Source organism: Bacillus sp. SRL543 (assembly GCF_984799205.1).
Genome location: NZ_OZ481794.1, coordinates 2,327,452 through 2,353,402, shown reverse-complemented (window position 1 = coordinate 2,353,402; position 25,951 = coordinate 2,327,452). Strand labels below are relative to the sequence as shown.

Sequence of the window (25,951 nt, the reverse complement as noted above, 5' to 3'; positions counted from 1 at the left end):
TTTTCAGGAGGTCAGAGTATGTCAGACTACCAGTTCTTTTTGCATGAAAGAGACAAAATCGATTTTTATATCGGAAAAGGATTCCGCATCCTTCAGGTGAAAGAAGACTTGGATGGAGCGGCCATCTTGTTTGCCAATCCGGCCAGCGGGATCCAGGAAACGATCCATGTCGGGACAGCAGAAGCGCGGAAATACTTCAGCGGGCTTCTGCTCAAGCAGAAAGAGCATTCTGCAGAACAAAAATAGCTGTGATAGAGCGAAGGATTGCGCATTTTATTATTTGCCGCTGATCCTTCGCCTTTCATGTGCAGCTTTCTATAGAGGTCTTATAAAGATCTGAAGCGGATATTTATCATATGAAGGAGATGGAGCATATGGCGATCAGGCATGAAACAGAGGTTTTGAGAAATTTTATTGATGGCAATTGGGTCGAAGCTTTCTCTGCAGAAACATTTGAAGTCATCAACCCTGCCAATGATGAAGTGCTCGCAAGGGTGCCTGCCTCCAATGCAGAAGATGTCAGCCTGGCTGTCCAGGCAGCAGGAAGGGCATTCGTTTCGTGGAGGAAGGTGCCTGTCCCAAAGAGGGCGAGGCTTCTTTTCAAATATCATAATCTTCTGTCACAGCATCATGAACAGCTTGCTGAGCTGATTGTAAAAGAGAACGGAAAATCCTTCAAAGAAGCATTCGGCGAGGTTCAAAGAGGCATCGAGTGTGTGGAATTTGCCGCAGGTGCCCCGACCTTAATGATGGGTGAGTCGCTTTCAGGGATCGCTGAAGATATTGATTCTGAGATGTTCCGTTACCCGCTGGGCGTGGTTGGAGGGATCACTCCTTTTAACTTCCCGATGATGGTCCCTTTATGGATGTTCCCTCTTGCTGTTGCCTGCGGGAATACTTTTGTGCTGAAGCCGTCTGAAAGGACGCCGATCCTGGCAGCGCGCCTTGCTGAACTGTTTGCCGAAGCGGGCGCCCCTCCAGGAGTCCTGAACATTGTACACGGCGCACAAGATGTTGTGAATGCACTGCTTGAACATAAAGAGGTTGCCGCCATCTCATTTGTCGGTTCTCAGCGGGTTGCAAAATATGTGTATGAACGGGCGGCTTCTGAAGGAAAACGTGTCCAGGCGCTGTCAGGTGCTAAAAATCACCATATCGTCATGCCTGATGCTGATGTAGAGAAGGCGGCCCAGCATATCATCAGCTCTTCATTCGGCAGCGCCGGACAGCGGTGCATGGCATGCAGCGCGGTTGTGGTGGTGGGAGAAAACGACCGGTTTATCAATGAACTCAAGAAAAAAGCCGATGAGCTCAAGGTCGGCAGCGGGATGGAAGATGATGCCCTCCTGACGCCTGTCATCAGAAGGGAGCATCTTGAAAAAGTCCTCGGACTTATTGAAAAGGGAGAAGAAGAAGGGGCAGAGCTGATCCGGGACGGCCGCACGGAGATGGAGCGGCATCCAGCCGGGAACTTCCTTGGTGCAACGATCTTTGATAAAGTGACATGCGATATGACTATTGCAAAGGAAGAGCTTTTCGCGCCTGTACTGAGCCTGCTCCGGGCAGATGATCTTGATGAGGCGCTTGATTTCATCCGCAGGTCTAGATACGGAAACGGTGCGACCATCTATACGAATGATGCCAGGAGCATCAGGCAATTCCGTGAAGAGGCAGATGCCGGGATGCTCGGCATCAATGTAGGTGTCCCTGCTACAATGGCCTTTTTCCCTTTTTCAGGGTGGAAGGATTCCTTCTATGGGGACCTTCATGTCAATGGCAAAGATGGCTTGAATTTTTATACGAAAAAGAAAATGGTCACATCCCGGTTTGAACTCTGAAATAACTTAGCAGCAATGAGGAGGAGATAGGATGGCACAGTCAGTGAACGGAAATAAAACATTGCTTGAACAGGATGACCAATATGTATGGCATTCTATGAAGCCTTACAGCCCCCAGTCGACCATTGTCGCGGAAAAAGCTGAAGGTTCGTGGATAACTGCCAGTGACGGGAAGCGGTATTTGGATGCGATGGCCGGCCTGTGGTGCGTCAATGCCGGCTATGGCAGGAAAGAGCTTGCAGAGGCTGCATACGAACAGCTGAAGGAGATGCCTTATTTTCCGCTGACCCAGAGCCATTCCCCTGCCATCAGGCTTGCTGAGAAGCTGAATAGTCTGCTTGGCGGAGACTATGTTATTTTCTTTTCCAACAGCGGCTCAGAAGCAAATGAAACCGCCTTTAAAATTGCCAGGCAGTATCATCAGCAGCGCGGGGAATCGGGGCGCTATAAAATTGTGTCCCGCTACCGGTCGTACCATGGCAATACCTTGGGATCGCTCGCCGCGACAGGCCAGGCGCAAAGAAAATACAAATATGAGCCCCTCGCCCCGGGCTTCATACATGTACAGCCGCCAGACTCCTACAGAGACGGAGCCCATTCCGGCAGCCCGGCTGATCTGCCTGCAGTCAAAGCGCTTGACCAGGCAATGACATGGGAACTGAGCGAGACCATTGCAGCGATGATCATGGAACCGATCATCACAGGCGGCGGAATCATCACTCCGCAGGAAGGCTATATGAAGGCTGCCAAAGAGGTGTGCGAAAAGCATGGAGCCCTGCTGATCTCTGACGAGGTGATCTGCGGCTTCGGGCGGACAGGGAAGCCTTTTGGCTTTATGCATGACGGTATCAGCCCGGATATTATTACGATGGCCAAGGGAATCACCAGCGCCTATCTCCCGCTGTCGGCCACTGCTGTGAAAAAAGAGATTTACGAGGAATTCAAGGGCAGCGGGGAATATGACTACTTCAGGCATATCAATACATTCGGGGGAAATCCGGCTGCCTGTGCACTGGCACATAAGAACCTTGAAATCCTGGAAAAGGAAAACCTGTATGAACGCTCGGCCGATCTTGGCGCGAAGATGAAAGAGGAGCTTGCCTCACTACTTGCGGATCATCCTTTTGTCGGCGATGTCAGAGGGAAAGGGCTGTTGATCGGGATTGAGCTCGTCAGCAGCAAAGAGACGAAAGAGCCCCTCGACGCTGTCCTCGTCAATAAAGTCATAGCCTCCTGCCGGGAGAAAGGGGTGCTGATCGGGAAGAATGGAGCAACCGTGGCAGGCTTCAATAACGTCCTGGCGCTCTCGCCGCCTCTCAACATCAAAGAAGAAGATGCCGGCCTGGTTATCGGTACACTTAAGGAAGCCTTGGAAAGTATTTTATGAACTGCAGGCATCCCTCTTTTTTAAAGCATAAGGGAAAATGGTTAAGAATAAGATGTTAAATAGAACCTATTCAGAAAAGGGAGTTTGATACATGGCCAGCTGCAGCCACCAAGCCGAAGTAAATATACCGATTGAATCTTTGTGGGAGTTCGTCAGCAATATTGACCGCTGGGCCCCGCTTGTACCTGGATATATTGACCATAAGATCATCAATGACCGCGAATCGACATGGAGCTTTTACACTGATGTGGGCATCATGAAGAAGAAAATTCAGCTGAAGGTGGAGATTGTCACCTGGCAGGAGCCGGAAAAAGTGACTTTCAATCTTGAGGGAATCAACGAAAAAATTTCAGGTGAAGGCTATTTTTGGGCAAAAAAAGAGAACCGGACCAATATCATGACCGGCTGCCTGACCATCAGGGCAGAGGGCCTGATGGCAAAGATGGCCAACAGCATATTGAGTTCATCACTGCCTTCCATCACGATGGAGCTTACAGATGCGGTTGCCCGGAAAGCAGAAGAAATTTATAACAAAAAGATCAGGACTCCATTATAAGATTATTTAGTAAAGCGGTTCGCATAGCTGGATGCCACAAAGGCGTCCGGCTTTATTTTTGGCTCAAGCCCCATAGACTCCAGCCTGGCAACCATCTCATTCACGAATTCCCTCGTTTTATTCCGCGGGCCGGATCCAATATCAATATGCCCCTCTATTGCAAAAGTAGCACCTTTGTAGACATGAGGAAGGACGATATCAATCATTGCGTTCTTTTTTTCTTCATTGAAAAGGGCTACGACTTCTTCTGTTAATGATGTTTCAAAAGAAATCCGTTCGTGGAGCTGCTGCATCTTCCGGGGAACAGTCGTTTTCCTGATGCAGGCCCAGGCCCCTTTTCCTTCATTCTGAATAACAATCCCTGTTATAAACCGGGTCGACTCAGGATGTACCTGTGAATCTGTACCGACCATGAGCCGATAATTGCCTGCAGGCTGGCGGGACATGAAGCGCAGGATGCGTTCAAAAACCTGTTCAAAGGTTAGATTGCGCTCCTGCAGATTCTGAAAGCTGAAAGAAGAAAGCGAATCGGTTTTCACTCTTTATCACCGCTTTTCAGTTGGTTTATGGCAAGTATCCAAAGCATATTGGATTCTTTCTATTATCCAATGGGCAGAAGGAATATGACTGGTGCTTTCATTTATTATATTAATGAAATCAAGGGATGTTGTTCGTTTTTTTCAAAAGGCATTTTCTGAACATCTCCATGTTTGCCAGCGTCCTGTGAGGATATATAACAGTAGAGAACGCAAGGAGGCTAATAGTATGGAAATCAAGAGTTTATTTCTGAATTGCAGTTTGAAAGCAGGGGCAGAGCCCTCAAATACCCAGCGGCTGATGGATGAGGTAATCGGTCACTTTGACACCCTTGGAGTAGAATCAGAAACCATCAGGCTTGCTGATTTTAACATTTCCTACGGGATTTCCGCCGATGAAGGCGAAGGGGATGAGTGGCCGGAAATCTTTGAGAAGGTGAAAGAAGCGGATATCCTGGTCATTGGGACACCGATCTGGCTCGGGGAAAAGAGCAGCATTGCCACTCTGGCCATAGAAAGGCTTTACGGTGCCAGCAGCATGACAAATGATAAGGGACAGTATCTTTATTATAATAAAGTAGGCGGAGCCGTTGTCACAGGCAATGAGGATGGAGCCAAGGATGCATCCAAATCCATCATTTACGGATTATCACATATCGGCTTTACCATCCCGCCGAATGTGGATGCCTATTGGGTCGGCGAAGCAGGCCCAGGCCCATCATTCATTGAGGCTGAAGGCTATAAAAACAGCTTCACCAAACAGCATGCAAAAATTCTGGCCTATAATTTATTCCACTTTGCCAGCATGCTGAAAAACAAACCCATCCCTGCAGAGGGAAATGTCATTGAAGAATAGCTCCAAGGACCAAACAGGGCTTCCTCTCCGGAGGAGCCCTGTTTCTTTTTATTTCGCAAATGTACTTGCGCACAAAACTTTACTCCCCCGGGATTCAATACAGGCATTGGGGGAATGCTAAATTCTGCAATTTCAAGTTGGCAGCAGGAGTGACATTATGGACAGGGTTGAATTAAAACAGCATGCTATTGCCATTATAGGTGCAGGTCTCGCAGGACTTACCTGCGCTTTCCGGCTGAAGCAGGCAGGAATCGAAGCTGTGGTATTCGAAGCACAGGCTGGCGCAGGCGGCAGATGCCGGACAAACAGGAGTTTTTTTGCAGAAGGGCAGTTTGCTGAATGCGGTGGAGAGTTCATTGACTCTAACCATAAAGAAATACTTGGCTTGATTTCTGAACTCGGTTTGCAGACCGATGACCTGACCAGCTTTGAAAAAGAAGGGGGAGAGACGCTTTATCTTATTAATGGAAAAAGCATCCCCGGGAAAAGAATCGAGGATCTCTACAGCATGATAGCTGACACTGTCAAAGAAGAATACAGGCTTTGCGAATTCCCTCCTTTGTACAACAGGCATTCAAAGCGCGCGAAAGAGCTTGATAGCATGTCGATCGTAGACTGGATAGATCAAAATATCGAGGGAGGGACAGACTCTGAGTTCGGCCAGCTTTTATGCGATGCCTATACAATTGAATACGGGGCGGATTGTGCAGAACAAAGCGCCCTTAATCTCATCAGCCTAGTAGGAGGGCTGAATGGCTCGCATTTCAATGTGATCGGCACCTCTGATGAAAAATACAGGGTGAGGGGCGGGAACGGCCTCATCATTGAAAAATTAAAGGAGAAACTGAACGGATCTATCCTTTATGACCACCAGCTTATAAGCATCAAAGCCCTCGGTCAGGGCGGGTATCACCTTGCGTTTCAAACAGCAGGAAAAATAGAGAAAATCTATGCCGGCAAAGTCGTGATGGCCATTCCTTTTACTGTTTTAAGACATACTGTCGATTACACAGAGAGCGGCTTCAGCCCATTAAAAGCAAAAGCAATAGAAGAGCTTGGCATGGGCCATAATTTAAAAGCGCATTTTCAATTCAGCAGCAGATTATGGGAGAAGTACGGCAGCACCGGAACGATCTATACTAATGATATGTTCCAATCTGCCTTTGAAGCTACCCGGGCACAAAAGGGGGACGCCGGTATCCTTGTGCATTATGCAGGCGGAAAGGAAGCCGTTCGCTTGATGAAGGAAGGCAAGGAGAAGCATAAGCGGAGTTTTCTGCAGGATTTGTCACGCTTATTCACAGGTGCAGCAGATCAATTTAATGGCAGGGATTTGATTTCCTGCTGGATTGCCGGCAGCTGGACTGGAGGTTCCTATTCCTTCAGGAAGGTCGGGCAGCATACAGGCTTTGCAGGAGTGGAGATGGAAAAGGAAGGAAGCTGCTATTTTGCCGGGGAGCATACCTCCATCCTTTATCAGGGCTATATGAATGGAGCAGTGGAGAGCGGGGGCAGGGCCGCACTTGAAGTGCAGATGGACCTTTTGGAATAACAGCATACAGTCCCTTTATAAAGCTATATTACCCGGGGGTTCTGCCCTCCCCCGGATTCAAGTGTTATGTGAAGCCTGAAAGGAATGGTATACTGCTTATAAGCTCGTTAAAATTTCCGGGAATGAAATCCGCAAACCGCTGAAAAAGGAGAAGATCATGCTAAAAGAAAATCTTGCCTCATACATAGAAAAAGAACAAAAAGAAAAAGGGACAGCCTTGCTCTTTACAAAAGAAAAAGAATATATGGGTATAACAGACACAGATTCTGCTGAAGGTATTACGATCGGCAATGAGGGAGACCGCTTCCGCGAGGCTTATCTGGAAAGAGGCGATAAAGAAACAGAAGAGGTACTTGCTGAAGAATCGCCAGCTTTTCTGGAAAAGCCCATTTCATATTTCCGTGAGCATAAACGCGAGTTTGTGTATATGGAGTCCAAGTGGTTTGATGTCATCGGTGCAGATGCCGTCTCTCTTGAGGTGGATGATGTGTTCGGCAACTATGATATTATGCTTGGATTGAAGCTGCAGAAGAAATTTCAGAAATACCTGAAAGACAGCCTGGATAGGGGGCTCTCAGGAAACGGGGACGCATATGACCTGATGTTTGATTCAGGTGAAGGGATTTGGAACTTGAATTTTTCCCTTGATGCACTTGCTGGTTACCATGAGGGATTGTCAATTGGAGAAGCATACAGCCTAGTATATGAATTTCTTTTCAATCTTGCTGAAGGTGCACAAAGTCAGCAAGGATAAAGTTCTTGACTTTTGATTAAAGGATTGCCATAATATTAAGAATATTATCAAATGGTTAATTACTGGAAAAATAAGCAAGGAAGGGTGCAAATGATCAGGTGCGATATCGCATTCAATCATTTGCTTCTTTTTCACCCTTTCCCTTCAACACTTCAAAGCAGAATAGCAGAAAAGGAGTTTTTTCAAATGACAGATTGCCAGATCAGCGTAACTTTAAGGGATGAGAAAAAGGCCAAGCCAGAAGCAGCGGCACTGGAATTCGGCAGATATTTCACTGACCATATGTTTGTGATGGATTATAAGGAAGGGGCCGGATGGCACGATCCCCGCATCATTCCCTACCAGCCGATCACATTGGATCCGGCAGCTATGATTTTCCATTATGGCCAGAGCGTCTTTGAAGGCCTTAAAGCATACCGTACAAAAAATCAGGATATCCTTTTATTCAGGCCTGAACAGAATCTGCAGAGGCTGAACAGATCCAACAGCAGGCTATGCATACCTGCAATCGATGAGGATTTGGCGCTGGAAGCACTCAAGAAGCTGCTGGTGATCGAAGAAGAGTGGGTTCCTTCTGCTGAAGGTACTTCCCTTTATATACGGCCGTTTGTCATTTCAACAGAACCTTATTTAGGAGTTGCTCCATCTGCCAGCTATCAGTTCATCATCATCCTTTCCCCTGTGGGTGCCTATTACAAGGAAGGTATCAATCCGGTAAAGATTGCTGTTGAACAGGAATTCGTCAGGGCTGTTCCGGGCGGCACAGGCAATGCCAAGACAGGAGGCAACTATGCCGGGAGCCTTAAAGCCCAGCAGGGTGCAGGCAAAGGCGGCTATGCCCAGGTATTATGGCTGGATGGAAAAGAAAAAAAGTATATTGAAGAAGTAGGAAGCATGAATGTGTTTTTCAAAGTGAACGGAGAAATCATCACGCCGTCTTTGAATGGAAGCATACTTGAAGGGGTTACAAGGAATTCAATCATCGCCCTGCTTGAAGAATGGGGACACCCGGTTACAGAAAAAAGAATTTCCATTGAGGAGCTGGTGCAGGCTTACCGGAATGGTGAGCTGGAAGAAGCCTTTGGCACAGGGACTGCAGCTGTCATTTCCCCGATCGGCGAATTCCTGTGGCAGGATGAAAAGCTCGTCCTCAACAATGGAGAAACCGGAGCGCTGAGCCGGAAGCTTTATGATACACTGACTGGCATCCAGTATGGCAGAGTAGCCGATCCTTTCGGCTGGACGGTGAAAGTCGGGAAACCAGCAGCTGCAAAAGTGTAACACAAAAAACTGGAAGCTGTTTAAAGATGGCCCGGCAAATGCCGGGCTTTTTTATATTGCTGGAGGGTCTTATGCTTGTGGCCCACAGGATGCGGGTCATGCAGACGTTGCCACAGGACGTGGCGTTCCTAGTCTGCGTTCCTTAGTGAGCAAGCGTCCTACGCTTTTCTACTTGTCCAGCTCCGGACGCTAGCCCCTCGAGTCATAAGCCACTTCAGGATTGAAGGCAAAGAACGCCTTCTATCCTGAAGCGTCTTATTCTGCCGGGGCTGGGCAAGCGTCCTGCGCTTTTCTTTTACCCAGCTTTTTCTTTCTTCTTTCAGTATAATAGATGTAGACGCTATACTAGTTCGGAGTGATTTTCTATGAATATTGTATGGTTCAGGAAAGATTTGAGGATCCATGACCATCGGCCGCTTGCAGAGGCATGTGCTTCAGCGGAGGAGGTCATCCCTTTATATATTGCAGAGCCGCCTGCATGCGGTAAGGAATTATCGAAGCGGCAGATCCAGTTTGCTGAAGAGGGGCTGGAGCAGCTTGATGAGGGCCTGAGACTGCTTGGTGGCAGGTTATTTGCCGCCCAGGGAAGTCCTGTCGATATACTTGAAGAGCTATTAAAAAAGTACGGGGAATTCAGCCTGTACTTCCATGAAGAATATGATTCCCCAAGTGATATCCTGGCAGCGGAATGGATGGAGGCGCACGGGCTGCCTTTCTATCCTTCCCTTCCTCCCGGCCTCTTGAATACACCCAAAAGCAAGAGTGCCTTCAGAAAACTCTGGCATCAATCCATGCTCGATGAGATGACAGGCACTCCTGCTGCAGTCCGTGTGCCAGAAAAAGTGCCTGATTTTATTAATCTCTCTATCCAGAAGGCGCTGGCCATAAAAGTGAAAGGTGAGCCCATCAGGTTCGGGCAGAATGGCGGGGAAAAAAGGGCAATCGAGACGCTGGACTTTTTCCTGAAAGAACAGCTCGCCAATTATGAAAAAAATTATCAAAAACCGCTGGCTTCTTCTTTCTCTTCAAGCAGGCTTTCCCCTTATCTGGCATTTGGAAATCTTTCAGCGCGGCTGGCTTATCAGCAAGCTGCAGAGAAGGCCAAAGATTGTTCAGATGCTGAGAGACAGCAGCTGGATCTCTTTCAATCAAAGCTGCTTGAAAGGAGCGAGGCATTGCAGTGGCATGAAAGAGAACCGCAAGTAAAAGCAGCCGGCCATAACCTGCCAATAACCGATGATGAAGATCTCTATGAAAAATGGCGGACCGGAAACACCGGGATCCCTTCAGTCGATGCGAGTATGCGCTGCCTGCTCAAAACAGGATGGCTCAATTACAGCAGCAGAAGGATGCTGGCAGGCTTTGCCTGCCATATACTTTTATTAGATTGGGAGAAGGCTGCACTTGAGCTCGCCCTTTTGTTCCTTGACCACGAGCCTGCTGTTCACACGAAAGAAATGGGCATGCTTGCTGGTAAGATCGGCTCAAAAACCGTCAAAATCATCGATCCGGTCAAATGGGGAAAAGAGCTTGATGCCGATGGAAGCTTTATCCGCCGCTATGTTCCAGAGCTGAAGGAAGTTGATGCGGCATATATACACGAACCCTGGCTTTACCCTGGATTTTTCCAGCTTGGATACCCGGCACCCATCTGTGATGTCCGGAAAGCAATCAAGTACGCAAAAAGGCATTTATCCAGCCAGAAGAAAGACCAGAAACCTAAAGACATTTTCAAAAGTGAAACAGCTGCTCCCGGAAGTGAAGAACAGCTTACCTGGGATTTGGATTAACACCGAAAACCTGACAATGGCCAGGGAAAAATCTGAAAAAATGCTTTTAGCCCCGAAATGTTTTATAATGGGTAAAGGGCAGGATGTTCATCCGAGAAAGTCCCTCAGTTGAAGAGATGTTCTTCCAGCTGATCCTCCCACGCGAGTGATCAGCTTTTCTATGTGACAGCAGTGAAGATAAGCTTAGAATGCAACAGCAGGAAAGGCGGAATAAAAATTGTTCCAGGATGTAGGAATTGAAAAACTTTTAGAACTGAAGGAGAAACGAAAGCTTGTGCTTGTAGATGTAAGATCTCCTTCTGAATATAGAGATAGCACGATACCGGGAAGCATCAACATTCCCTTGTTCAATGACGAAGAGCGGGCCGAGATTGGCACTCTGTATAAGCAGGTGAGTGTTGAGGCTGCGAAAGAGCGCGGCCTTGAGATTGTTTCGGCCAAGCTTCCGGATTTCATCCGGGAATTTAATGAAGCCGAAGGCGACAAAGCCGTATTCTGCTGGAGAGGCGGGATGAGGAGCAGAACCTCAGCCACACTTCTTGATCTGATGGGCATACGCACATACCGGCTCGAGGGAGGAGTAAGAGCTCATCGCCGCTGGGTCATCGAAACGCTTGAACATATCAAGCTGAAGCCAAAAGCATTCGTCTTGAACGGCTATACGGGCTCAGGTAAAACCGCCATTCTCGAGAAGCTGGCAGAAAAGGATTATAGCGTAATCGACCTGGAGGGCCTTGCGAGGCACCGCGGCTCCATTTTTGGCCATATCGGCCTTGAACCGAGCAATCAGAAAATGTTCGATAGCAGGCTGCTGAGAAAGGTGCTTGAGGTGCAGGATGCTCCTTTTGTCTTTTTTGAAGCTGAAAGCAAAAGGGTCGGGAAGGTAGTGCTCCCTGAATCCATCATTGAAAAAAAAGAACAGGGGATTCAGCTGTTCATTGAGATGCCGATGGAAGAAAGGGTGCGCCATATCCTGGAGGATTACAAGCCGTGGGATCATCCTGAAGCATGCTTCAATGCGTTCAGCCATATTAAAAACAGGATCCACACACCGATTGCTGCCGAAATAGAACAAAATCTCATTGATGAAGAGTATGGGCCAGCGGTTGCACTGCTTCTTGAATATTATTATGATCCCCGTTATACACATACGGCTAAGATGTATCCTGAAGACAGGATTGTTACCATTAAAGCCGCAAATATCGGGGATGCCGCACAAAAGATAGAAGAATATGTCCTATCCCAGTCGCCGGTTGCGCAATAAAGCTGTATAAAGAAGGGCTGCATGTTGTCATGCAGCTCTTTTTATTTTTGCTGATAATGGTAAAATTATCCTATCAAGAAAATAAGGGGTCGGTATGTTTGGCTTTTCATAAGCTTTTAGGCTTATCTGAAACAAGCATAGACAGGCCAATCAAAATACGGGAAGCGGTCAGGGCAATCATCATACAAAATGACAAGATCCTTCTGCTTCAGACAAATACTGGCGGCTTTAAATTTCCAGGAGGAGGTGTAGAGGAAGGAGAAACCTTTACTGAAGCCCTTATCAGGGAAACCGCAGAGGAAACAGGCTACACAACCTGCAGGGTTAAAGGAATGGCCGGGGAAGTTGTCGAAAGGCGCATTGATGAATATGATGACAGCTTTATTTTTCAAATGAATTCTCATTACTTTATGTGTGAATTAACAGACCATGCCCCTGCTGGGCAGCAATTGGATACATATGAAGCAGAGCTGGGATTCATGCCTGAATGGGTGGCCATTGAGAAAGCGATAGAAGCAAATAAAAAAGCCATCGGAAAAATCAAAAACCATATATGGCTAAAAAGGGAAAATATCGTCCTCGGAGAGTTGAGGATGCTGCTAATAAAGCACTGAAAGCAAAAAAGCGCCCGGAGCATAGATGAACTCCGGGTGCTTTACTTTTGATTCTTACTGGCTAGAGGGAGGCAAAGCTGTATCCTTTTTGCTTGATTTCCTTTAAAAGCTCCGGCAGGATTTCAGCTGTCTGCTTGAGTTCATGCAGCAGGATGATTGCTCCATCTTCCAGGTTATCAGTGACATTGCAAATGATTTTCTCCGGGTTTTCTTTAAGTTCCCAATCCAGTGATGCGATCCGCCACATGACGGGAGTCAACCCGAGTTCCTCTGCCGCCAGGAGGGTAGCTTCATTGAACTGGCCGAATGGCGGCCGGAAGTATACAGGCGCCTTTCCGGTAACACGGTGGATCTTCTCCTTGCTTGCCGCCAGGTCCCTGTATTGCTCCTCATGCGGAAGAGCAGCCAGGTTTTTATGGCGGGAGGAATGGGTTCCAATGATATGCCCTTCATCAAGCACTCTTTTCCATGGCCTTTCAGGATACAGAAGCCGCGTCTGCCAGAAAAAAGAGGCTTCTGCATTTTCCATGGCCAGGGTGTCCAATATGGAATGTAAGTGCCTGCCCGGTCCGTCATCAAAGGTTAATACAACTGATGGGCTTTCACCTGTCTGTACTTTTGTCATTACTCCGGTATCTGCTGGGTCGTACACGACCCTTGTCTCATCAACCACTCAAGGACTTTTTGTCATGAATATTCTCCTTCCTGCATCAGACCGGAATCACTTCAGCCCCATAGGTCTGTTTATATAACTCATCCGTGAATTCTTCCGGATTCCCGTCAAATATGAGGCGCCCATCCTTCAAGGCAAGGATGCGGGTTGCATAGCGCTTTGCAAGGGAAACATCATGGACATTGATGACAGTCAGAAGATCATGCTCCTTGTGAAGGGAAAGAAGAAGGGAGAATATCCTCTCAGATGTCCCGGGATCAAGGCTTGCCACCGGCTCGTCTCCAAGGAACACCTTTGGGGACTGCAGCAGGGCTCTTGCTATGCCGACGCGCTGCTTCTGTCCGCCGCTAAGCTGTTCGACTTTCCTTCCGGCAAATTCACTAAGGCCGACATCTTCCATCACACTGCGGGCACGGCCTATTTCTTTTTTAGAAAAAGCGCCAATCAGGTTTTTGAATGTGCTTCTGTAGCCGAACATGCCCGTCAGGACATTTTGCATGACTGTCAGACGGGGGATGAGATTATAATGCTGAAAGATCATCCCCATTTCCCGCCGCACAAGCCGCTCTTCCTCAGCCGATTTGCCGGATATTGCCTTGCCATGGAAGTACACTTCGCCAGCGCTCGGCTTCTGGAGTCCATTCATGCAGCGGATAAGCGTAGATTTTCCAGCACCGCTTCTGCCAAGTATGCAGATGAATTCACCCTGATTCAGCTCAAGACTGACATTCTGCAGGGCAGGGGCGGCAGCCTTCGGATAACGTACGGTTACATTCTCCAGCTTGATCAAAAAGCCCAGCCTCCTTTAAATCACTTTATTTCTGACAAAGCTTCCAAAAAGATCGACGATCACGACAATGACCATAATGATCAGTACATCGAGCGAAACGGCCGAATAGTGGAAGGTCTTGAAATCATTGAATAATCTCTGGCCTATTCCGCCTCCGCCGATAAAGCCGAGAATAAGAGAGGTCCGGATCGCCACCTCGAATCGGTAAAAAAACTGGGACAGCACATTCGGCCAAATTTGCGGCAGAATACTGAACAGGGAAGCAAACCAGCTTTTGGCGCCGACTGCCCTCATGGCTTCCTGGGGGCCGCGCTCTGAAGACTCAATCAGTTCTGATACCAGCTTTCCGAGCACACCTGCATTATGGAACAGAATGGCCAGTACAGCAGGGAAAGGCCCAAGGCCCAAGGCTGTAAGAAGAATCAGTCCAAATACGATTTCCGGTACAGACCGGACGAAACTGAGGCAGAGCCTTGTTACATGATAAACTGTTTTCGATGGGGAAGTATTCCTGGCAGCCAGGAAACTGAGCGGCATTGCCGCAAGCAGGCCGAGGAAGCTTCCCAAAAATGCCATCGCCAATGTTTCCATGCTATCCTGCAGCATACGGGGCAGGAGCGAGAAATCCATCGGAAACCATTGCGATAAAAAATCGATCATATTCCGGAAATCGCGGAATTTGGCAAGATCGAATTCTGTCAGACGGGCACTGGCGTATACCGCCAGTGCCAGCAGAAGAACAGTAAAAATACTACGCTGTTTAAACCACACAATAATCAGCTCTATTCGTTAATGATTCCCTGTTTGACAGCCGCTGCCCTGATGCTTTCATAATCTTCATTGGAAGCCTTGGTAAAACCTGTAGCGCCAAACGCATCAAGCACTTCTTTATCATCGATCGCCAGGAATGTTTCCTGGAGCTTCTCTATTGTTTCTTTGTCTGTATCTTTATGGACTGCCCAAGGGTACTGGAACAGTTTCTCGGATTCCCAGATTGTTTTGAACTGCTCTCCATCAATTTTCCCGGAATCTACAAGCTGATTGTAGATGGCGCTGTCAATCGCCCCGGCATCCACCTGCTTGTTTTGCACAGCAAGTGCTGTGGCGTCATGTGAACCTGTAAATCTTACTGTTTTGAATTTGCTTTCATCCTCAGAAGTATAAACACCCTGATCCTGCAGCTCGATGGAAGGGATAAGGGAACCGGAAGTTGAATTGATGTCGCCAAAGGCAAAATCGATTTCTCCTGCCGCCGCTACAAGGTCTTCCATGTTGTTATAAGGGCTGTCTTTATGGGTGATGATATAAGAATGGTAGAAAGGCTCTCCATCTATCAGCTGTGTGATGATTGCTTCTGCGCCGCTTTTTTCGTGGGCAACCACATATGTAAGCGGTCCGAAATAGGCCATATCGATTTTATCGTAGTTCATCGCTTCAACTACGCCGTTATAATCCGGATACACCTCAACATCGACATTACGGTCCAATTCTTTTTCAAGGATAGACTGGAGTTTGTCCATTGCAGTTTCCATTGAGCCTTCCGTTTGCACCGGAATAACACCGATCGTGAAAGCTTCTTCTTTATTAGTGCTGTTTTCTTTTTGTTCTGTGCCTTCCTCTGAACCGCAAGCGGCAAGGATCATGATCAGCGTAAAGGCAGCTGCAGTCATTAGCCATTTTTTCATTATTAAAACACCTCATTAATATAATTGGGGGGGATGGGCAGAGAGGCAGCATAAACTCGAAGCAAGTCTGCCTGACATCCATTACCCCTTAAAAAAGGACTCTAATCGAGTCCTTTTACAATACTTTAATCTTCCCGGGAGATTGATCTGTTACTTCGCCGATGATAGCAGAAGTTACATTTCTTTCTTCAAGGGCCTTTTGCAGTGCTTCGGCTTCCGCCTCAGGCACAGAAATCAGCAGCCCGCCCGATGTGATGGCATCACACAGGATCAGCTGGGTTGTTTCATCAATATCAGGGCTGTATTCAATCCGCCCTGACAGCCATTTGTGGTTCTTCCTTGAACCGCCTGGGATGATATTCTGTTCAGCAAGCTCGCGGGTCCTTGGGAGGACCGGTACGCTTCCGCTGTTGATGGTCACACCGGCATTGCTTCCTTCAGCAAGCTCGATCGCATGGCCGAGGAGGCCGAAGCCCGTCACATCAGTACATGCGTTGACCTGGAAGCTATCCATTGCTTCTGCGGCATCTTTATTAAGTGCAGCCATCACGTTCATAACAAGATCAATATCATCTTTATCGAGCAGATCCCGCTTAATCGCTGTCGTAAGGATGCCGACACCGATCGGCTTGGTCAAAATCAAACGGTCGCCAGGCTTAGCGCCGGCATTGGCCCTGATTTTATCCGGATGGACTACACCTGTGACTGAGAGTCCGAATTTGGGCTCCTGGTCATCAATCGAGTGTCCTCCGACAAGGGCAGCCCCTGATTCCATGACCTTATCAGATGCTCCAGCCAGGATGTCAGCCAATATGCTTTTATCAAGGGTGCTGATCGGGAAGCCGACAATATTCATAACGGTGATTGGCTTTCCGCCCATTGCATAAACATCGCTAAGTGAGTTTGCAGCTGCAATCTGGCCGAACATATAAGGATCGTCAACAATCGGGGTGAAAAAGTCGAGGGTCTGCACTAAAGCAATATCCTCGCTGATTTTGTAAACTCCTGCATCATCAGAAGTATCAAGCCCGACAAGCAGATTTGGATCAGGTACAGCTTTGGGCAAATGGCGCAGAACCTGCGCCAGGTCCTCAGGACCAATTTTGCAGCCTCAGCCGCCTTTAGTGGATAGTGAAGTCAATTTGATAACTTCTTCTCTGGACATGATTTCCTCTCCTTTCGTTAAACAAGGGCTGTCCCAAGCAAGGTGTTCAGGAGCGGCCAAGCACCTGATTGTAAATCTTCAGCATGCTCTCGGCCTCAGAAATATTTGAGTGGTGTTCTGCTATATAATTTTTAGCAGCAGCTCCAAGTTTTTTTCTTATCTCGTAATTATTGATCAAGCGCTCGGCATAAGCAAGAAATTCGACTTCATTCTGATAAACAAACCCAGTGATCCCGTGCTTTACAAGACTTATGTTTCCTTCATTGGCTGAAACTAATACAGGCAACCCGTAATCCATTGCTTCTATGATGGCTGCCGGCTGTCCCTCGGAAATAGACGTGTTCAGTAGGGCATCTGCACATTCATAAAGGCTTCCCATCCTGCTGTGTGGAATCTGGCCGATATAGTATATCCAATCTTCCTGTGACGCCAGCTTTTTCACATATGATCCTTCTTCTTCTTCAATGACAGGTCCAGAGATGACAAGACGGATTTGCGGAAACCTATCATGAAGTTTTTTCAACGCCCTAATCGCAAAAGGTACCTTTTTAATTTTCCTGATTCCAGCGGGAAGAAGAAAAACAAGCGTATTTTCCTCTTTTTCAAAAACAGGCTCCGACTGTTCAAACAGACTTCTTCCTTGGGGGATGACATAGATTTTTGATGCAGCGCCCGGCACTTCTGCAGTAAGCAGTGACTTAGCCTGCTCGTTAAACACCGTAATGGCTTTAGCTTCCTGAAGCGTCCTGATTATGTCCTGCCGCCTCTCATGATCGAAGAGATCCTGATGAAGATCTGTGCCAGTCATCGTGATAATATAGCAATCTATCGGTACACCCAGCTTTTCCTTATAAAGAAAAAAGCGGTAGGCGTGAAACCCATGGACGATATCTCCCTGGGGAAGCGGCAGCGCCGGGCTTTCTGTTGAAGAAACGATCTCCGTATCTGTTCCTAATCTTCGGAGGCCGTCAGATATCCTTTTAACGGTGATAGTATTTCCGCGTTCCTGATGGAAATTGGGAGAAGCCAATATAACCTTCATCCAGTCACTCCTTATATGCCGATTCTCTGGTGAAAAAACTGACAGCCGCCTGCCGTTTGAGCAGGCACAATCAGTAGTATTTACATACCATCAAAATTATACCGGAATACCTCTTGAAATCAAGAGAATTGCACACTTATTTAAGGGAGAGTTGACAGAACAAAAGGTTATATGATATTAAAAAATCAGCACTCTGCTTCAATGAGTGCTAAAGAAACTTCATCATAAGCAGGAGGGATAAATAAAATGGTAAAGCAGCAATTCAAAGCTGAGTCCAAAAGATTACTGGAGATGATGATTCATTCCATCTATTCCAAAAAGGAAGTATTTATAAGAGAACTGATCTCAAACAGCAGCGATGCCATTGACAAGCTGTATTACAAGGCGCTGACAGATGATTCGATCAGCTTCAATAAAGAAAACTATTACATAAAAATAACAGCTGACAAAGAATCACGGACCCTTCGGATCAAAGATACCGGCATCGGGATGACAAAGGAAGAACTAGAAGACAATCTGGGCGTTATCGCCAAAAGCGGGTCATTGAACTTCAAAACCAACACAGAGCTTAAAGACGGCTATGATATCATCGGCCAATTCGGGGTTGGCTTTTATGCGGCCTTCATGGCTGCAGATTCTGTTACAGTCATCAGCAGGGCCCAAGGAAGCACAGAAGCATACAAGTGGGAATCAGAGGGAGCGGAAGGCTTCTCAATCGAGCCTGCCGTCAAGGAAGAGACAGGAACAGAGATCATCCTGAAGATAAAGGAAAATACCGAAGAAGAAAATTACGATGAGTTTTTAGATGAGTATTCACTTAAGAACATCATTAAGAAGTATTCTGACTTCATCCGCTATCCGATCCTGATGGATGTATCCGGCAGGAGGCCAAAGGACGGGGAAGAAGGGGAATTTGAGGAATACACGAAAGAAGAAACCATCAACAGCATGGTGCCGATCTGGCGGAAAAATAAAAGCGAGCTGACAGAAGATGACTACGAAAAGTTTTATGCAGAAAAGCATTTCGGTTTTGATAAGCCGCTGAAGTCCATTCACATCAATGTCGACGGCACCATCCGCTATCATGCCGTGCTCTTTATCCCGGAAAAGATCCCGTTCGATTATTATTCCAAAGAATACGAAAAGGGGCTTGAGCTGTATTCAAATGGCGTGCTGATCATGAACAAATGCGCCGAGCTGCTTCCTGATTATTTCAGCTTTGTGAAAGGAATTGTTGATTCAGAAGATCTGTCCCTGAATATCTCGCGCGAAATCCTTCAGCAGGACCGCCAGCTGAAGCTGATTGCAAAGAATCTCGGCAAAAAGATCAAAAGCGAATTGCAGTCCATGCTGAAGAATGATCGGGAAAAATATGAAGCATTCTACGAGTCTTTCGGCAGACAGCTGAAATACGGGGTATACAGCGACTTTGGCAGCAACAAGGAAATGCTGCAGGATCTGCTGATGTTCCATTCATCAAAGGAAAACAAGCTCGTAACGCTTGATGAATATATCGCAGGAATGCCTGAGGACCAAAAGTATATTTATTATGCTGCCGGGGAATCTGTCAGCCGGATTGAAAAGCTTCCGCAGACAGAGCTTGTTGCTGACAAAGGTTACGAAATTCTGTACTTTACCGAAGATATCGATGAATTTGCCATCAAGATGCTGATGAACTATAAAGAGAAGGAATTCAAGTCTGTGTCCAGCTCTGATCTGGGTATTGAAACTGATGAGGATGACAAGAGCGGCGAAAACGAGAAGTCATATGAAGAAATGTTTACAAACATGAAGGAACTGCTTGCAGGAAAGGTTAAGGAAGTCCGTGCTTCCAAGAGGCTGAAAAGCCATCCGGTCTGCCTGGCAGCAGAAGGGGATCTGACCATCGAAATGGAGAAGATTCTTAACAGCATGCCGGACAGCCAGAATGTAAAAGCGGAGAAAATCCTGGAAATCAATCCCAATCATGAGGTCTTTGCTTCACTGCAGAATGCGTTCGCAAATGACAAAGAGAAGCTTGCTTTATACACCAGTCTATTATACAACCAGGCTCTGCTGATCGAAGGTTTGCCAATCAGTGATCCAGTGGAGTTTACGAATGATATTTGCAAGGTTATGAAATGATATTCAATCCTGCACAGTAATGAAAAAGACGAACTTTCATAGTCCATGAAGTTCGTCTTTTTTTTTTTTTGAATCCGCTCTTAAATGAGTGAAGATGCCTATCCACATATCACTTTGATTTCATAAGCTGTTACATCAGGCAAGGAGGTGAAATGATGGAAGAAAATTATTTGCGCTGGTCTGAGCAGCCTTATGCGGGAGAAAGAATTCCGCCATCTGATGGTGTTACGCCATATGCCGGATCCTGGCCGCTGATCTTTTTAAAACGGGACAGCGATGGCCATTTTCTTGATCCAGATCACAAGAGAATCGTTTTGCCGATTAAAGATCCTCACCATATTGATTTTTATCGTGAATTAATAATCGTTCAGCGGACATTGAACAACTTGTCTCCGCAGCAGAAGAAAATCGGCATTTATTATGGTACAGGAGTTCCGACAAAGCAATGGACACCAGTCATTGACAAGCTGATCGATACGTATAGTGTAGGGCCAACCGAAGCGGCAAGGATTCTTGCTGTTGTGCATGGTGCTATAAATGACAGCATGGTGGTTACCTGGCATTTAAAATACCTTTGGGATGCAGCAAGACCTAATCAGTATGATCAGACGCTTGCAACATTGCTGTGCACCCCGAGATTTCCTGCCTATCCTTCGGGACACGCAGTAGTATCAGGCTGTGCAGAAGTCATGCTGACCTATTTTTTCCCGAAAGAAGCAGGGAAGATTAAAAGGATAGCTAAAGAAGATGCTCTTAGCCGGCTATACGCAGGAGTCCATTTCCCCTCAGATAATGATGAAGGGCTGAGGCTTGGCAGACATATTGGAAGTGTGATTATCAGCCACCTGAAAAGCCAGTCGGACGAGCGGGGAGGTTCCCCTGATTTTTCAGGCCGGAAGTACCGGAACGCTGGCATACTTTCAGAGGATTACCTGCAGGCCATTCCGTTTAATTTTAATGAAAGATGCCGCTCGCTCACAAGGGATGATGATGTTAGAGTGAAACAGAATACTGAAGCTGCTAAACCATACTTGAAATTCTAAAACTTTGTCTTAGTTTCACATACGCCGAAAGCTGGATATTAATATTCCGGCTTTTCGTTTTGAATATCAATTCCTGCGTTTTAAAAAGCTCTTCAAGTTAGTCATCTGCTTTAATTGGAATACGATCCCTAATACATGATCTTAGAAAAAGATTTTTCCCACATTTTGAATGGCATTAATGCTTCATCCATTTTTACTTGCACCATAGCAATGCTGCGCCGTTCAAGCGGGAGGGAGAGCTGTTCATATATAAATTGATCATCAAAACCAGCAGTGGCTGCATCCTCTTTCGTACAGGCAAAATATACTGCTTTCGGACGCGCCCAGTATATCGCTCCAAAGCACATTGGGCAGGGCTCACAGCTGGTATAGATCTCACAGTCGATCAGCTGGAAATCCTGGAGGTGCAGGCAGGCAGCGCGGATTGCCTGTATTTCAGCGTGGGCAGTGGGATCATACAGCGAAGTGACCCGGTTGGCACCTGTGCCGATCACCTTGCCGTCTTTTACCACAACCGCCCCAAAAGGACCTCCCAGATGGGCAGCAGCATTCTCAAGGGCAGCTTCTACTGCATTTTCCATAAAATAAAGATTCATGAACAGAATCACTCCAATCTATGGTATTTTATCTATTATTGGAGATTTTGGGTAAAAAAGCATGCGGTTTGGAAGGTAATCTGACAAAACTTTGAAAAGGCGGCTGTTAACTGCTGCCAAAGTGAGCAATTCACCCCACAAGAACATATGTTCCATATGTAAAAAACAGAAAATGATATAATGATTATTATATAGAGGAAATCTAAGCGGAAAGGTGATTTTATGTGGAAAAAAGTTGACGGCAAACTAATTCAATTAACAGATGAATCAAGGGTTAAGTTCAGGACAAATATCAGCAAAGCTTTGATTGAAAGATTGAATGATCTGGCATACGAATATGATACACATGTGAATTATTTACTTGAAACAGGACTGAAAAAAGTGCTGGAGCAGGATTATATAGAATTCAATAAGAAAAATCGCCCCAAAGACAGAGTCCAGTACAAAACTACATATGACAGCAGCCTGATTGAACAAATTAAATCATTCGCCAAAAAACACGATGTATTTATAAACGACGTTATAGAATACAGCGCAGGCTACATAGATGCTGATTCGGCAAAAGACAGCGGCTATAAGCACCGGATAGAGTAGGCAGCTGGTGCTGTCCTGTTTTTTAAAACTACGCCCCGAACATAATATATATTATAGGAAGTCGTGTAAACAGATAAATCTCTAGTCTCAATAGTTAAGTATACTTAAGATAGTGAGACGGAATCGAAATTTTTAGGATTTTGAGTGATTTTGTTTATTCTTACTTGAGCAGCAATCATTTTTTATGTTTGAGCCTCTTTTTATAAACTTTTTTAAAAAATTCATTATAATGCTCATTTATTGAATATCACAATCTTTTTCTGCCTGCTGCCGGTTTTCAGTATACCTGCAATCATGCTAGCATCATTCAATATACTTACGGCTGGTTTATAGCTGGTTTACAACTGTTTTTGATTGATTGGATATACTTTTACAGATCAATCCCTATTATTGACTTATTAACTCAATTTAATGGTACATTTGCTCTGAAATGCCCCTGCTTCTAAAAAGATAACTAGTTAACATAATAATTTTATATTCCACTTGCTCCCATGCTCATCACCAACAAAGCAAAACAAGCCCCAGTTTATTCCCGGGACTTGCTTTCACGTCTCTTTTCATATAACCGGCTGCTGGACGCTATTTAAATACTGTCTAGGCGTGCCATAATAAATCATCTTGCTGAATTGCGGAAATATAGAATCAAACTGCACGTATATCGGTGAATCCAGCAGCCATGGATAGCTGATAAAAAAGCTTCTGTCTCCGTACATGATTGCCTTGAGCGCTAAATCCATTTCCCGCTGAAAAATCATAAAGCGCATCTTCGAAGTTTCTTCGTCAAACTCTCCCCCGCTCACATATACTGCTGCCTTAAGAACATATTGCCCCATCTGCGGCAGCCACTCAGCCAGAACTTCATCCCTGAAATTTTTATTGACGGAGCTGTAATCATAAACGCAACCTATGCTAAGAAACAGTTCACTGGTCTCATCTGAATGTGTAAGCGTGTATTTCCTGCCGTCAACAGGCTTCTGCTCTGTTGCCGGAGCCAGATGCCGGACGCTCAGTTTCTGAGGATTAAATTGACTCATAGCAAGCTGCTCTCCCTTCGGAAAGAAGTTATTCTTGCTATAGCATATGAAGTTAGTCTCATAAGTGTGACAAAGGCCTATCTCTTTTTATGCCCCCTCCCTGTTTCGTATAGCTTGGTATCAAGTGTTTTCCAGCTGCCATTATCATATACCCATGTTGATTCAGCAAATGCTATTGTATCAGCGTTATATGCCCCGCTGATGCGCTGTACGCCTTTCAGGCCATTTTTTCCTCCATCAAGCATGATCGGGATGAGCGTGCCAAACGGATTGACCATCAGCTCTGCAGGCTCATTCAATTTGCCGTTATGATAGAGCCCCAATCGTTCGTAGTCTTCCTTTCTCTCTGTTAAATCAAAAGTATAAGACTGTCCAGTTGCAGGAATGGTTACAGAAGCTTTATAGCCATCCATAAATTCACTGTCAATCATCAATGGTTCAGGCACCTTTAAGTCCTCTAATTTGAAGTCTTTTAAGCTATACAGATAATAGTTGGAGAGCCCGCCGCTGCCCCCGGTGGCTACAGAAGCAAATAAATCTTTTACACCGTCATGGTTAAGGTCGATAAACTTAACGGAAGGCTCATATCCCCCTTCTAAATTCTCCCGGTACGTCTGGCCGTTCGATGCTTCGATGATCACATATACATCCTTTAAAAAAGAGGCTCCCTCCTCATATGGAATGGCTTTTATATAGACCGTATCCTTTTTTCCATCACCGGTTATATCTTCTTTCTTTTTAACAACAGTTTCTGCCTTGTCAGCTTCTTCAACTGCATAAGCTCCTGTAATGGCTGAAACTGACATAAAGAAAAACGCCGCAAATGCGAACAAAAGTTCCCTTCTCATAAAAACCGCCCTTTCCGAACAATTTTTATTCGTATTATGTCCAGATATGGGAAATATATGTACCGATTCAAAGCTTTCCAGCTGCTTTCCCTCAAGACCTTGAATCAACTAAATCGAGTCTGCACCGCACGAAGAAAATACTCCTGCTTTCAAAAAGAGATTCGTGCCTTCCGTTCCGCTCTTTGCTGAATCTTTTAAAAAGCAGGTCAGGCGCCAGTTTCACCTCTAATCTGCAAAATTAATTTCCGGCTGTACAAAAATGGCCTCCCTGCTTAGGGAAGCCATTTTATATTAGTTTACTTTTTTCTTCTTTAGAGCTTCTTCTTTAGACTCCCAGTATTCTATGCCTTTCAATCCAGGTATGCTGTCAGAATAAAAGACAGGATCTTTTCCTTCCCTGCGCTGATTTTTGTAATCTTTCAGTGCAGCAAATGCTATTCTGCCAAGCATTGTAATGGCTATCAGGTTGATGATGGCCATGATGCCCATGAACAGGTCTGCAAGTCCCCAGACAACTTCAAGGTCGACTGCTGCGCCGAAAATGACCATACCGATCACAGCCAGCCGGTAGATAAAGAGAGCAGGCTTGCTTTCTTTAATGAATTCAATATTCGTTTCACCGTAATAGTAGTTGCCTATGACAGAACTGAATGCGAACAGAAGGATCGCCACTGCCACAAAATAGCTTGCCCACGGGCCGATATGCGTTGCCAGGGCAGTTTGGGTGAGTTCGATTCCTGTCAGGTCTGTTCCCGCATAGTCGCCTGAGAGAAGGATTATGAAGGCTGTTGCTGAACAAATCAGGATGGTATCAACAAATACGCCAAGGGTCTGGATAAGACCCTGCTTCGCCGGATGTGTAACTGCTGCTGTGGCCGCAGCATTCGGCGCACTCCCCATACCGGCTTCATTGGAGAAGAGCCCCCGCTTGATCCCCATCATGACGGCAGCACCCATGGCACCCCCGGCTGCTTCCCTGAAGCCGAATGCACTTTCAATAATCAAGCTGAACATAGCAGGTATTTCAGTCACATTCATAACCAGTATGACAATAGCAAGGATCAGGTAGAGAACAGCCATGACCGGTACAATCACCTGTGATACATGGGCAATCCGCTTGACCCCTCCAAAGATGATGACAGCCGTAAAGATTGCCAGCACGATGCCGATCCACAGTCTGCCGATCCCAAAGGACTGATTAAATGCAAGTGAGATGGTATTGGACTGGACAGAGTTGAATACCAGTCCGAAACAGAAGGTAATGATAACCGCGAATACTATCCCCATCCAGCGTTTGTTTAAGCCTCTCTCCATATAGTAGGCCGGACCCCCGCGGAATCCGTCTTTATCTTTAACTTTATAAATCTGGGCAAGAGTGCTTTCAACAAAGCTGGAAGCCCCTCCAAGAAAGGCGATGAGCCACATCCAGAATACCGCCCCCGGGCCTCCCCCTGCAATCGCCGTAGCGACGCCGGCCATATTGCCTGTGCCAATACGCGAGGCAGCACTGATGCTAAACGCCTGGAATGACGAGATTCCCCTCTTGCCTTCAGCAGAAACCATGGATTTATCGCCAAGGATCCTGAACATTTCCCCAAAGTATCTCAGCTGCACAAATTTGGTTCTGAAGCTGAAATACAATCCCAGTGCAATCAAACCGGCTATCAAAATATAAGTCCATACAAAATCATTTACCAGGCCTACATATTCCTGGAACACGCTTACAAAAGTCTCCATTCGTTTCCCCCTTAACTGACTGCCAACAATTAGTTATTTTAAAATAGTAACTTTATTAAATCTATCAGAACTTTAGCTGGCGGACAAGCTGAAAATGCTTTCACATCAATGCTGACAGTCTGTTTTATGTAAACGTAATCCTTATACCCTAATAGTAAACCGGCAAAACAGGTCTTTTTGCCTGCTTTCATT

At 46.1% G+C, this 25,951-nt stretch carries 25 protein-coding genes; 14 read left to right on the top strand and 11 right to left on the bottom strand.

Features of this window, described 5'->3' with window-relative positions:
• The first annotated feature begins 18 nt into the window (after positions 1-18).
• The 4 genes from AC4E8B_RS11795 (at position 19) to AC4E8B_RS11780 (ending at position 3,781) form a co-directional block, all read left to right on the top strand.
• Positions 19-246: a hypothetical protein gene (locus AC4E8B_RS11795; protein ID WP_490219204.1), complete on the top strand. Its 228-nt coding sequence runs from the start codon at positions 19-21 to the stop codon at positions 244-246.
• 128 nt (positions 247-374) lie between these two features.
• Positions 375-1,838: a CoA-acylating methylmalonate-semialdehyde dehydrogenase gene (locus AC4E8B_RS11790; protein ID WP_490219203.1), complete on the top strand. Its 1,464-nt coding sequence runs from the start codon at positions 375-377 to the stop codon at positions 1,836-1,838.
• A gap of 31 nt (positions 1,839-1,869) precedes the next feature.
• Complete coding sequence (locus AC4E8B_RS11785) at positions 1,870-3,225, top strand: aspartate aminotransferase family protein (protein WP_490219201.1); 1,356 nt, start codon at positions 1,870-1,872, stop codon at positions 3,223-3,225.
• Positions 3,226-3,316: 91 nt separating this feature from the next.
• A complete protein-coding gene (locus tag AC4E8B_RS11780) occupies positions 3,317-3,781 on the top strand; it encodes an SRPBCC family protein (RefSeq protein ID WP_490219199.1) in 465 nt (154 codons plus the stop codon).
• Between the two features lie 2 nt (positions 3,782-3,783).
• Here the strand turns inward: AC4E8B_RS11780 and AC4E8B_RS11775 are convergent, their stop codons facing one another.
• Entirely contained in the window at positions 3,784-4,320 is a 537-nt protein-coding gene (locus tag AC4E8B_RS11775; protein WP_490219197.1) for a ribonuclease H-like YkuK family protein, read from the bottom strand.
• A 226-nt stretch (positions 4,321-4,546) separates the two neighbouring features.
• Between AC4E8B_RS11775 and AC4E8B_RS11770 the strand changes: the two genes are divergently transcribed.
• The 7 genes from AC4E8B_RS11770 to AC4E8B_RS11740 all read left to right on the top strand — a co-directional run bounded on the left by AC4E8B_RS11770 (position 4,547) and on the right by AC4E8B_RS11740 (position 12,428).
• Positions 4,547-5,173, top strand: coding sequence for a flavodoxin family protein (locus tag AC4E8B_RS11770; protein ID WP_490219196.1), 627 nt, complete (start codon positions 4,547-4,549; stop codon positions 5,171-5,173).
• 157 nt (positions 5,174-5,330) lie between these two features.
• On the top strand, positions 5,331-6,725 hold the full coding sequence (locus tag AC4E8B_RS11765) for a flavin monoamine oxidase family protein (RefSeq protein WP_490219194.1): 1,395 nt from the start codon (positions 5,331-5,333) through the stop codon (positions 6,723-6,725).
• A gap of 157 nt (positions 6,726-6,882) precedes the next feature.
• Positions 6,883-7,479, top strand: a complete 597-nt coding sequence (locus AC4E8B_RS11760) for a branched-chain amino acid aminotransferase (RefSeq protein WP_490219192.1) — start codon at positions 6,883-6,885, stop codon at positions 7,477-7,479.
• Positions 7,480-7,665: 186 nt separating this feature from the next.
• A complete protein-coding gene (locus tag AC4E8B_RS11755; protein WP_490219191.1) occupies positions 7,666-8,760 on the top strand; it encodes a branched-chain amino acid aminotransferase in 1,095 nt (364 codons plus the stop codon).
• Positions 8,761-9,125: 365 nt separating this feature from the next.
• Positions 9,126-10,550, top strand: coding sequence for an FAD-binding domain-containing protein (locus AC4E8B_RS11750; RefSeq protein ID WP_490219189.1), 1,425 nt, complete (start codon positions 9,126-9,128; stop codon positions 10,548-10,550).
• A gap of 217 nt (positions 10,551-10,767) precedes the next feature.
• Positions 10,768-11,814: a tRNA 2-selenouridine(34) synthase MnmH gene (gene mnmH / locus AC4E8B_RS11745; protein ID WP_490219188.1), complete on the top strand. Its 1,047-nt coding sequence runs from the start codon at positions 10,768-10,770 to the stop codon at positions 11,812-11,814.
• Positions 11,815-11,912: 98 nt separating this feature from the next.
• Positions 11,913-12,428 carry an NUDIX hydrolase gene (locus tag AC4E8B_RS11740; RefSeq protein ID WP_490219186.1) on the top strand — a complete coding sequence of 172 codons (516 nt, stop codon included), beginning with the start codon at positions 11,913-11,915 and terminating at the stop codon, positions 12,426-12,428.
• A 61-nt stretch (positions 12,429-12,489) separates the two neighbouring features.
• Here AC4E8B_RS11740 and AC4E8B_RS11735 read toward each other — a convergent pair whose 3' ends face one another.
• The 6 genes from AC4E8B_RS11735 to AC4E8B_RS11710 form a co-directional block, all read right to left on the bottom strand.
• Positions 12,490-13,101 carry a polysaccharide deacetylase family protein gene (locus AC4E8B_RS11735; protein ID WP_490219185.1) on the bottom strand — a complete coding sequence of 204 codons (612 nt, stop codon included), beginning with the start codon at positions 13,099-13,101 and terminating at the stop codon, positions 12,490-12,492.
• Positions 13,102-13,138: 37 nt separating this feature from the next.
• On the bottom strand, positions 13,139-13,891 hold the full coding sequence (phnC, locus tag AC4E8B_RS11730; RefSeq protein WP_490219183.1) for a phosphonate ABC transporter ATP-binding protein: 753 nt from the start codon (positions 13,889-13,891) through the stop codon (positions 13,139-13,141).
• 15 nt (positions 13,892-13,906) lie between these two features.
• The gene (gene phnE, locus AC4E8B_RS11725) at positions 13,907-14,662 is read right to left on the bottom strand and encodes a phosphonate ABC transporter, permease protein PhnE (RefSeq protein ID WP_490219181.1); all 756 of its coding nucleotides are present in this window, start codon (positions 14,660-14,662) and stop codon (positions 13,907-13,909) included.
• An 11-nt stretch (positions 14,663-14,673) separates the two neighbouring features.
• Complete coding sequence (gene phnD, locus AC4E8B_RS11720) at positions 14,674-15,576, bottom strand: phosphate/phosphite/phosphonate ABC transporter substrate-binding protein (protein ID WP_490219180.1); 903 nt, start codon at positions 15,574-15,576, stop codon at positions 14,674-14,676.
• A gap of 115 nt (positions 15,577-15,691) precedes the next feature.
• The gene (gene selD, locus AC4E8B_RS11715; RefSeq protein ID WP_490219178.1) at positions 15,692-16,741 is read right to left on the bottom strand and encodes a selenide, water dikinase SelD; all 1,050 of its coding nucleotides are present in this window, start codon (positions 16,739-16,741) and stop codon (positions 15,692-15,694) included.
• Positions 16,742-16,787: 46 nt separating this feature from the next.
• Positions 16,788-17,783, bottom strand: coding sequence for a glycosyltransferase (locus AC4E8B_RS11710; RefSeq protein ID WP_490219176.1), 996 nt, complete (start codon positions 17,781-17,783; stop codon positions 16,788-16,790).
• Between the two features lie 246 nt (positions 17,784-18,029).
• Here AC4E8B_RS11710 and htpG point away from each other — a divergent pair, with 246 nt between their 5' ends.
• Both htpG and AC4E8B_RS11700 read left to right on the top strand, forming a co-directional pair.
• Positions 18,030-19,907, top strand: a complete 1,878-nt coding sequence (htpG, locus tag AC4E8B_RS11705) for a molecular chaperone HtpG (protein ID WP_490219174.1) — start codon at positions 18,030-18,032, stop codon at positions 19,905-19,907.
• Between the two features lie 152 nt (positions 19,908-20,059).
• Positions 20,060-20,950, top strand: coding sequence for a vanadium-dependent haloperoxidase (locus AC4E8B_RS11700; protein ID WP_490219172.1), 891 nt, complete (start codon positions 20,060-20,062; stop codon positions 20,948-20,950).
• 128 nt (positions 20,951-21,078) lie between these two features.
• Here the strand turns inward: AC4E8B_RS11700 and AC4E8B_RS11695 are convergent, their stop codons facing one another.
• Positions 21,079-21,546, bottom strand: a complete 468-nt coding sequence (locus tag AC4E8B_RS11695) for a nucleoside deaminase (RefSeq protein ID WP_490219170.1) — start codon at positions 21,544-21,546, stop codon at positions 21,079-21,081.
• Positions 21,547-21,768: 222 nt separating this feature from the next.
• Between AC4E8B_RS11695 and AC4E8B_RS11690 the strand changes: the two genes are divergently transcribed.
• Positions 21,769-22,140 (top strand): rRNA methyltransferase, encoded by a 372-nt coding sequence (locus AC4E8B_RS11690; RefSeq protein WP_490219168.1) that lies wholly within the window; start codon positions 21,769-21,771, stop codon positions 22,138-22,140.
• Between the two features lie 557 nt (positions 22,141-22,697).
• Here the strand turns inward: AC4E8B_RS11690 and AC4E8B_RS11685 are convergent.
• The 3 genes from AC4E8B_RS11685 to AC4E8B_RS11675 form a co-directional block, all read right to left on the bottom strand.
• Entirely contained in the window at positions 22,698-23,174 is a 477-nt protein-coding gene (locus tag AC4E8B_RS11685; RefSeq protein ID WP_490219166.1) for a staygreen family protein, read from the bottom strand.
• A gap of 77 nt (positions 23,175-23,251) precedes the next feature.
• A complete protein-coding gene (locus AC4E8B_RS11680; RefSeq protein WP_490219165.1) occupies positions 23,252-24,022 on the bottom strand; it encodes a hypothetical protein in 771 nt (256 codons plus the stop codon).
• A gap of 291 nt (positions 24,023-24,313) precedes the next feature.
• On the bottom strand, positions 24,314-25,759 hold the full coding sequence (locus AC4E8B_RS11675; RefSeq protein WP_490219163.1) for an alanine/glycine:cation symporter family protein: 1,446 nt from the start codon (positions 25,757-25,759) through the stop codon (positions 24,314-24,316).
• Positions 25,760-25,951 lie beyond the last annotated feature (192 nt).

Bases quoted from the DNA above. Each gene is read 5' to 3' on its own strand.
- AC4E8B_RS11795 (WP_490219204.1), top strand. From the start codon at position 19: ATGTCAGACTACCAGTTCTTTTTGCATGAAAGAGACAAAATCGATTTT.
- AC4E8B_RS11675 (WP_490219163.1), bottom strand. From the start codon at position 25,759: ATGGAGACTTTTGTAAGCGTGTTCCAGGAATATGTAGGCCTGGTAAAT.
- AC4E8B_RS11765 (WP_490219194.1), top strand. From the start codon at position 5,331: ATGGACAGGGTTGAATTAAAACAGCATGCTATTGCCATTATAGGTGCA.
- AC4E8B_RS11750 (WP_490219189.1), top strand. From the start codon at position 9,126: ATGAATATTGTATGGTTCAGGAAAGATTTGAGGATCCATGACCATCGG.
- AC4E8B_RS11695 (WP_490219170.1), bottom strand. From the start codon at position 21,546: ATGAATCTTTATTTTATGGAAAATGCAGTAGAAGCTGCCCTTGAGAAT.
- htpG (WP_490219174.1), top strand. From the start codon at position 18,030: ATGGTAAAGCAGCAATTCAAAGCTGAGTCCAAAAGATTACTGGAGATG.
- AC4E8B_RS11690 (WP_490219168.1), top strand. From the start codon at position 21,769: ATGTGGAAAAAAGTTGACGGCAAACTAATTCAATTAACAGATGAATCA.
- AC4E8B_RS11780 (WP_490219199.1), top strand. From the start codon at position 3,317: ATGGCCAGCTGCAGCCACCAAGCCGAAGTAAATATACCGATTGAATCT.
- AC4E8B_RS11790 (WP_490219203.1), top strand. From the start codon at position 375: ATGGCGATCAGGCATGAAACAGAGGTTTTGAGAAATTTTATTGATGGC.
- AC4E8B_RS11710 (WP_490219176.1), bottom strand. From the start codon at position 17,783: ATGAAGGTTATATTGGCTTCTCCCAATTTCCATCAGGAACGCGGAAAT.
- AC4E8B_RS11785 (WP_490219201.1), top strand. From the start codon at position 1,870: ATGGCACAGTCAGTGAACGGAAATAAAACATTGCTTGAACAGGATGAC.
- AC4E8B_RS11760 (WP_490219192.1), top strand. From the start codon at position 6,883: ATGCTAAAAGAAAATCTTGCCTCATACATAGAAAAAGAACAAAAAGAA.
- AC4E8B_RS11700 (WP_490219172.1), top strand. From the start codon at position 20,060: ATGATGGAAGAAAATTATTTGCGCTGGTCTGAGCAGCCTTATGCGGGA.
- AC4E8B_RS11680 (WP_490219165.1), bottom strand. From the start codon at position 24,022: ATGAGAAGGGAACTTTTGTTCGCATTTGCGGCGTTTTTCTTTATGTCA.
- AC4E8B_RS11770 (WP_490219196.1), top strand. From the start codon at position 4,547: ATGGAAATCAAGAGTTTATTTCTGAATTGCAGTTTGAAAGCAGGGGCA.
- phnD (WP_490219180.1), bottom strand. From the start codon at position 15,576: ATGAAAAAATGGCTAATGACTGCAGCTGCCTTTACGCTGATCATGATC.
- AC4E8B_RS11685 (WP_490219166.1), bottom strand. From the start codon at position 23,174: ATGAGTCAATTTAATCCTCAGAAACTGAGCGTCCGGCATCTGGCTCCG.
- AC4E8B_RS11755 (WP_490219191.1), top strand. From the start codon at position 7,666: ATGACAGATTGCCAGATCAGCGTAACTTTAAGGGATGAGAAAAAGGCC.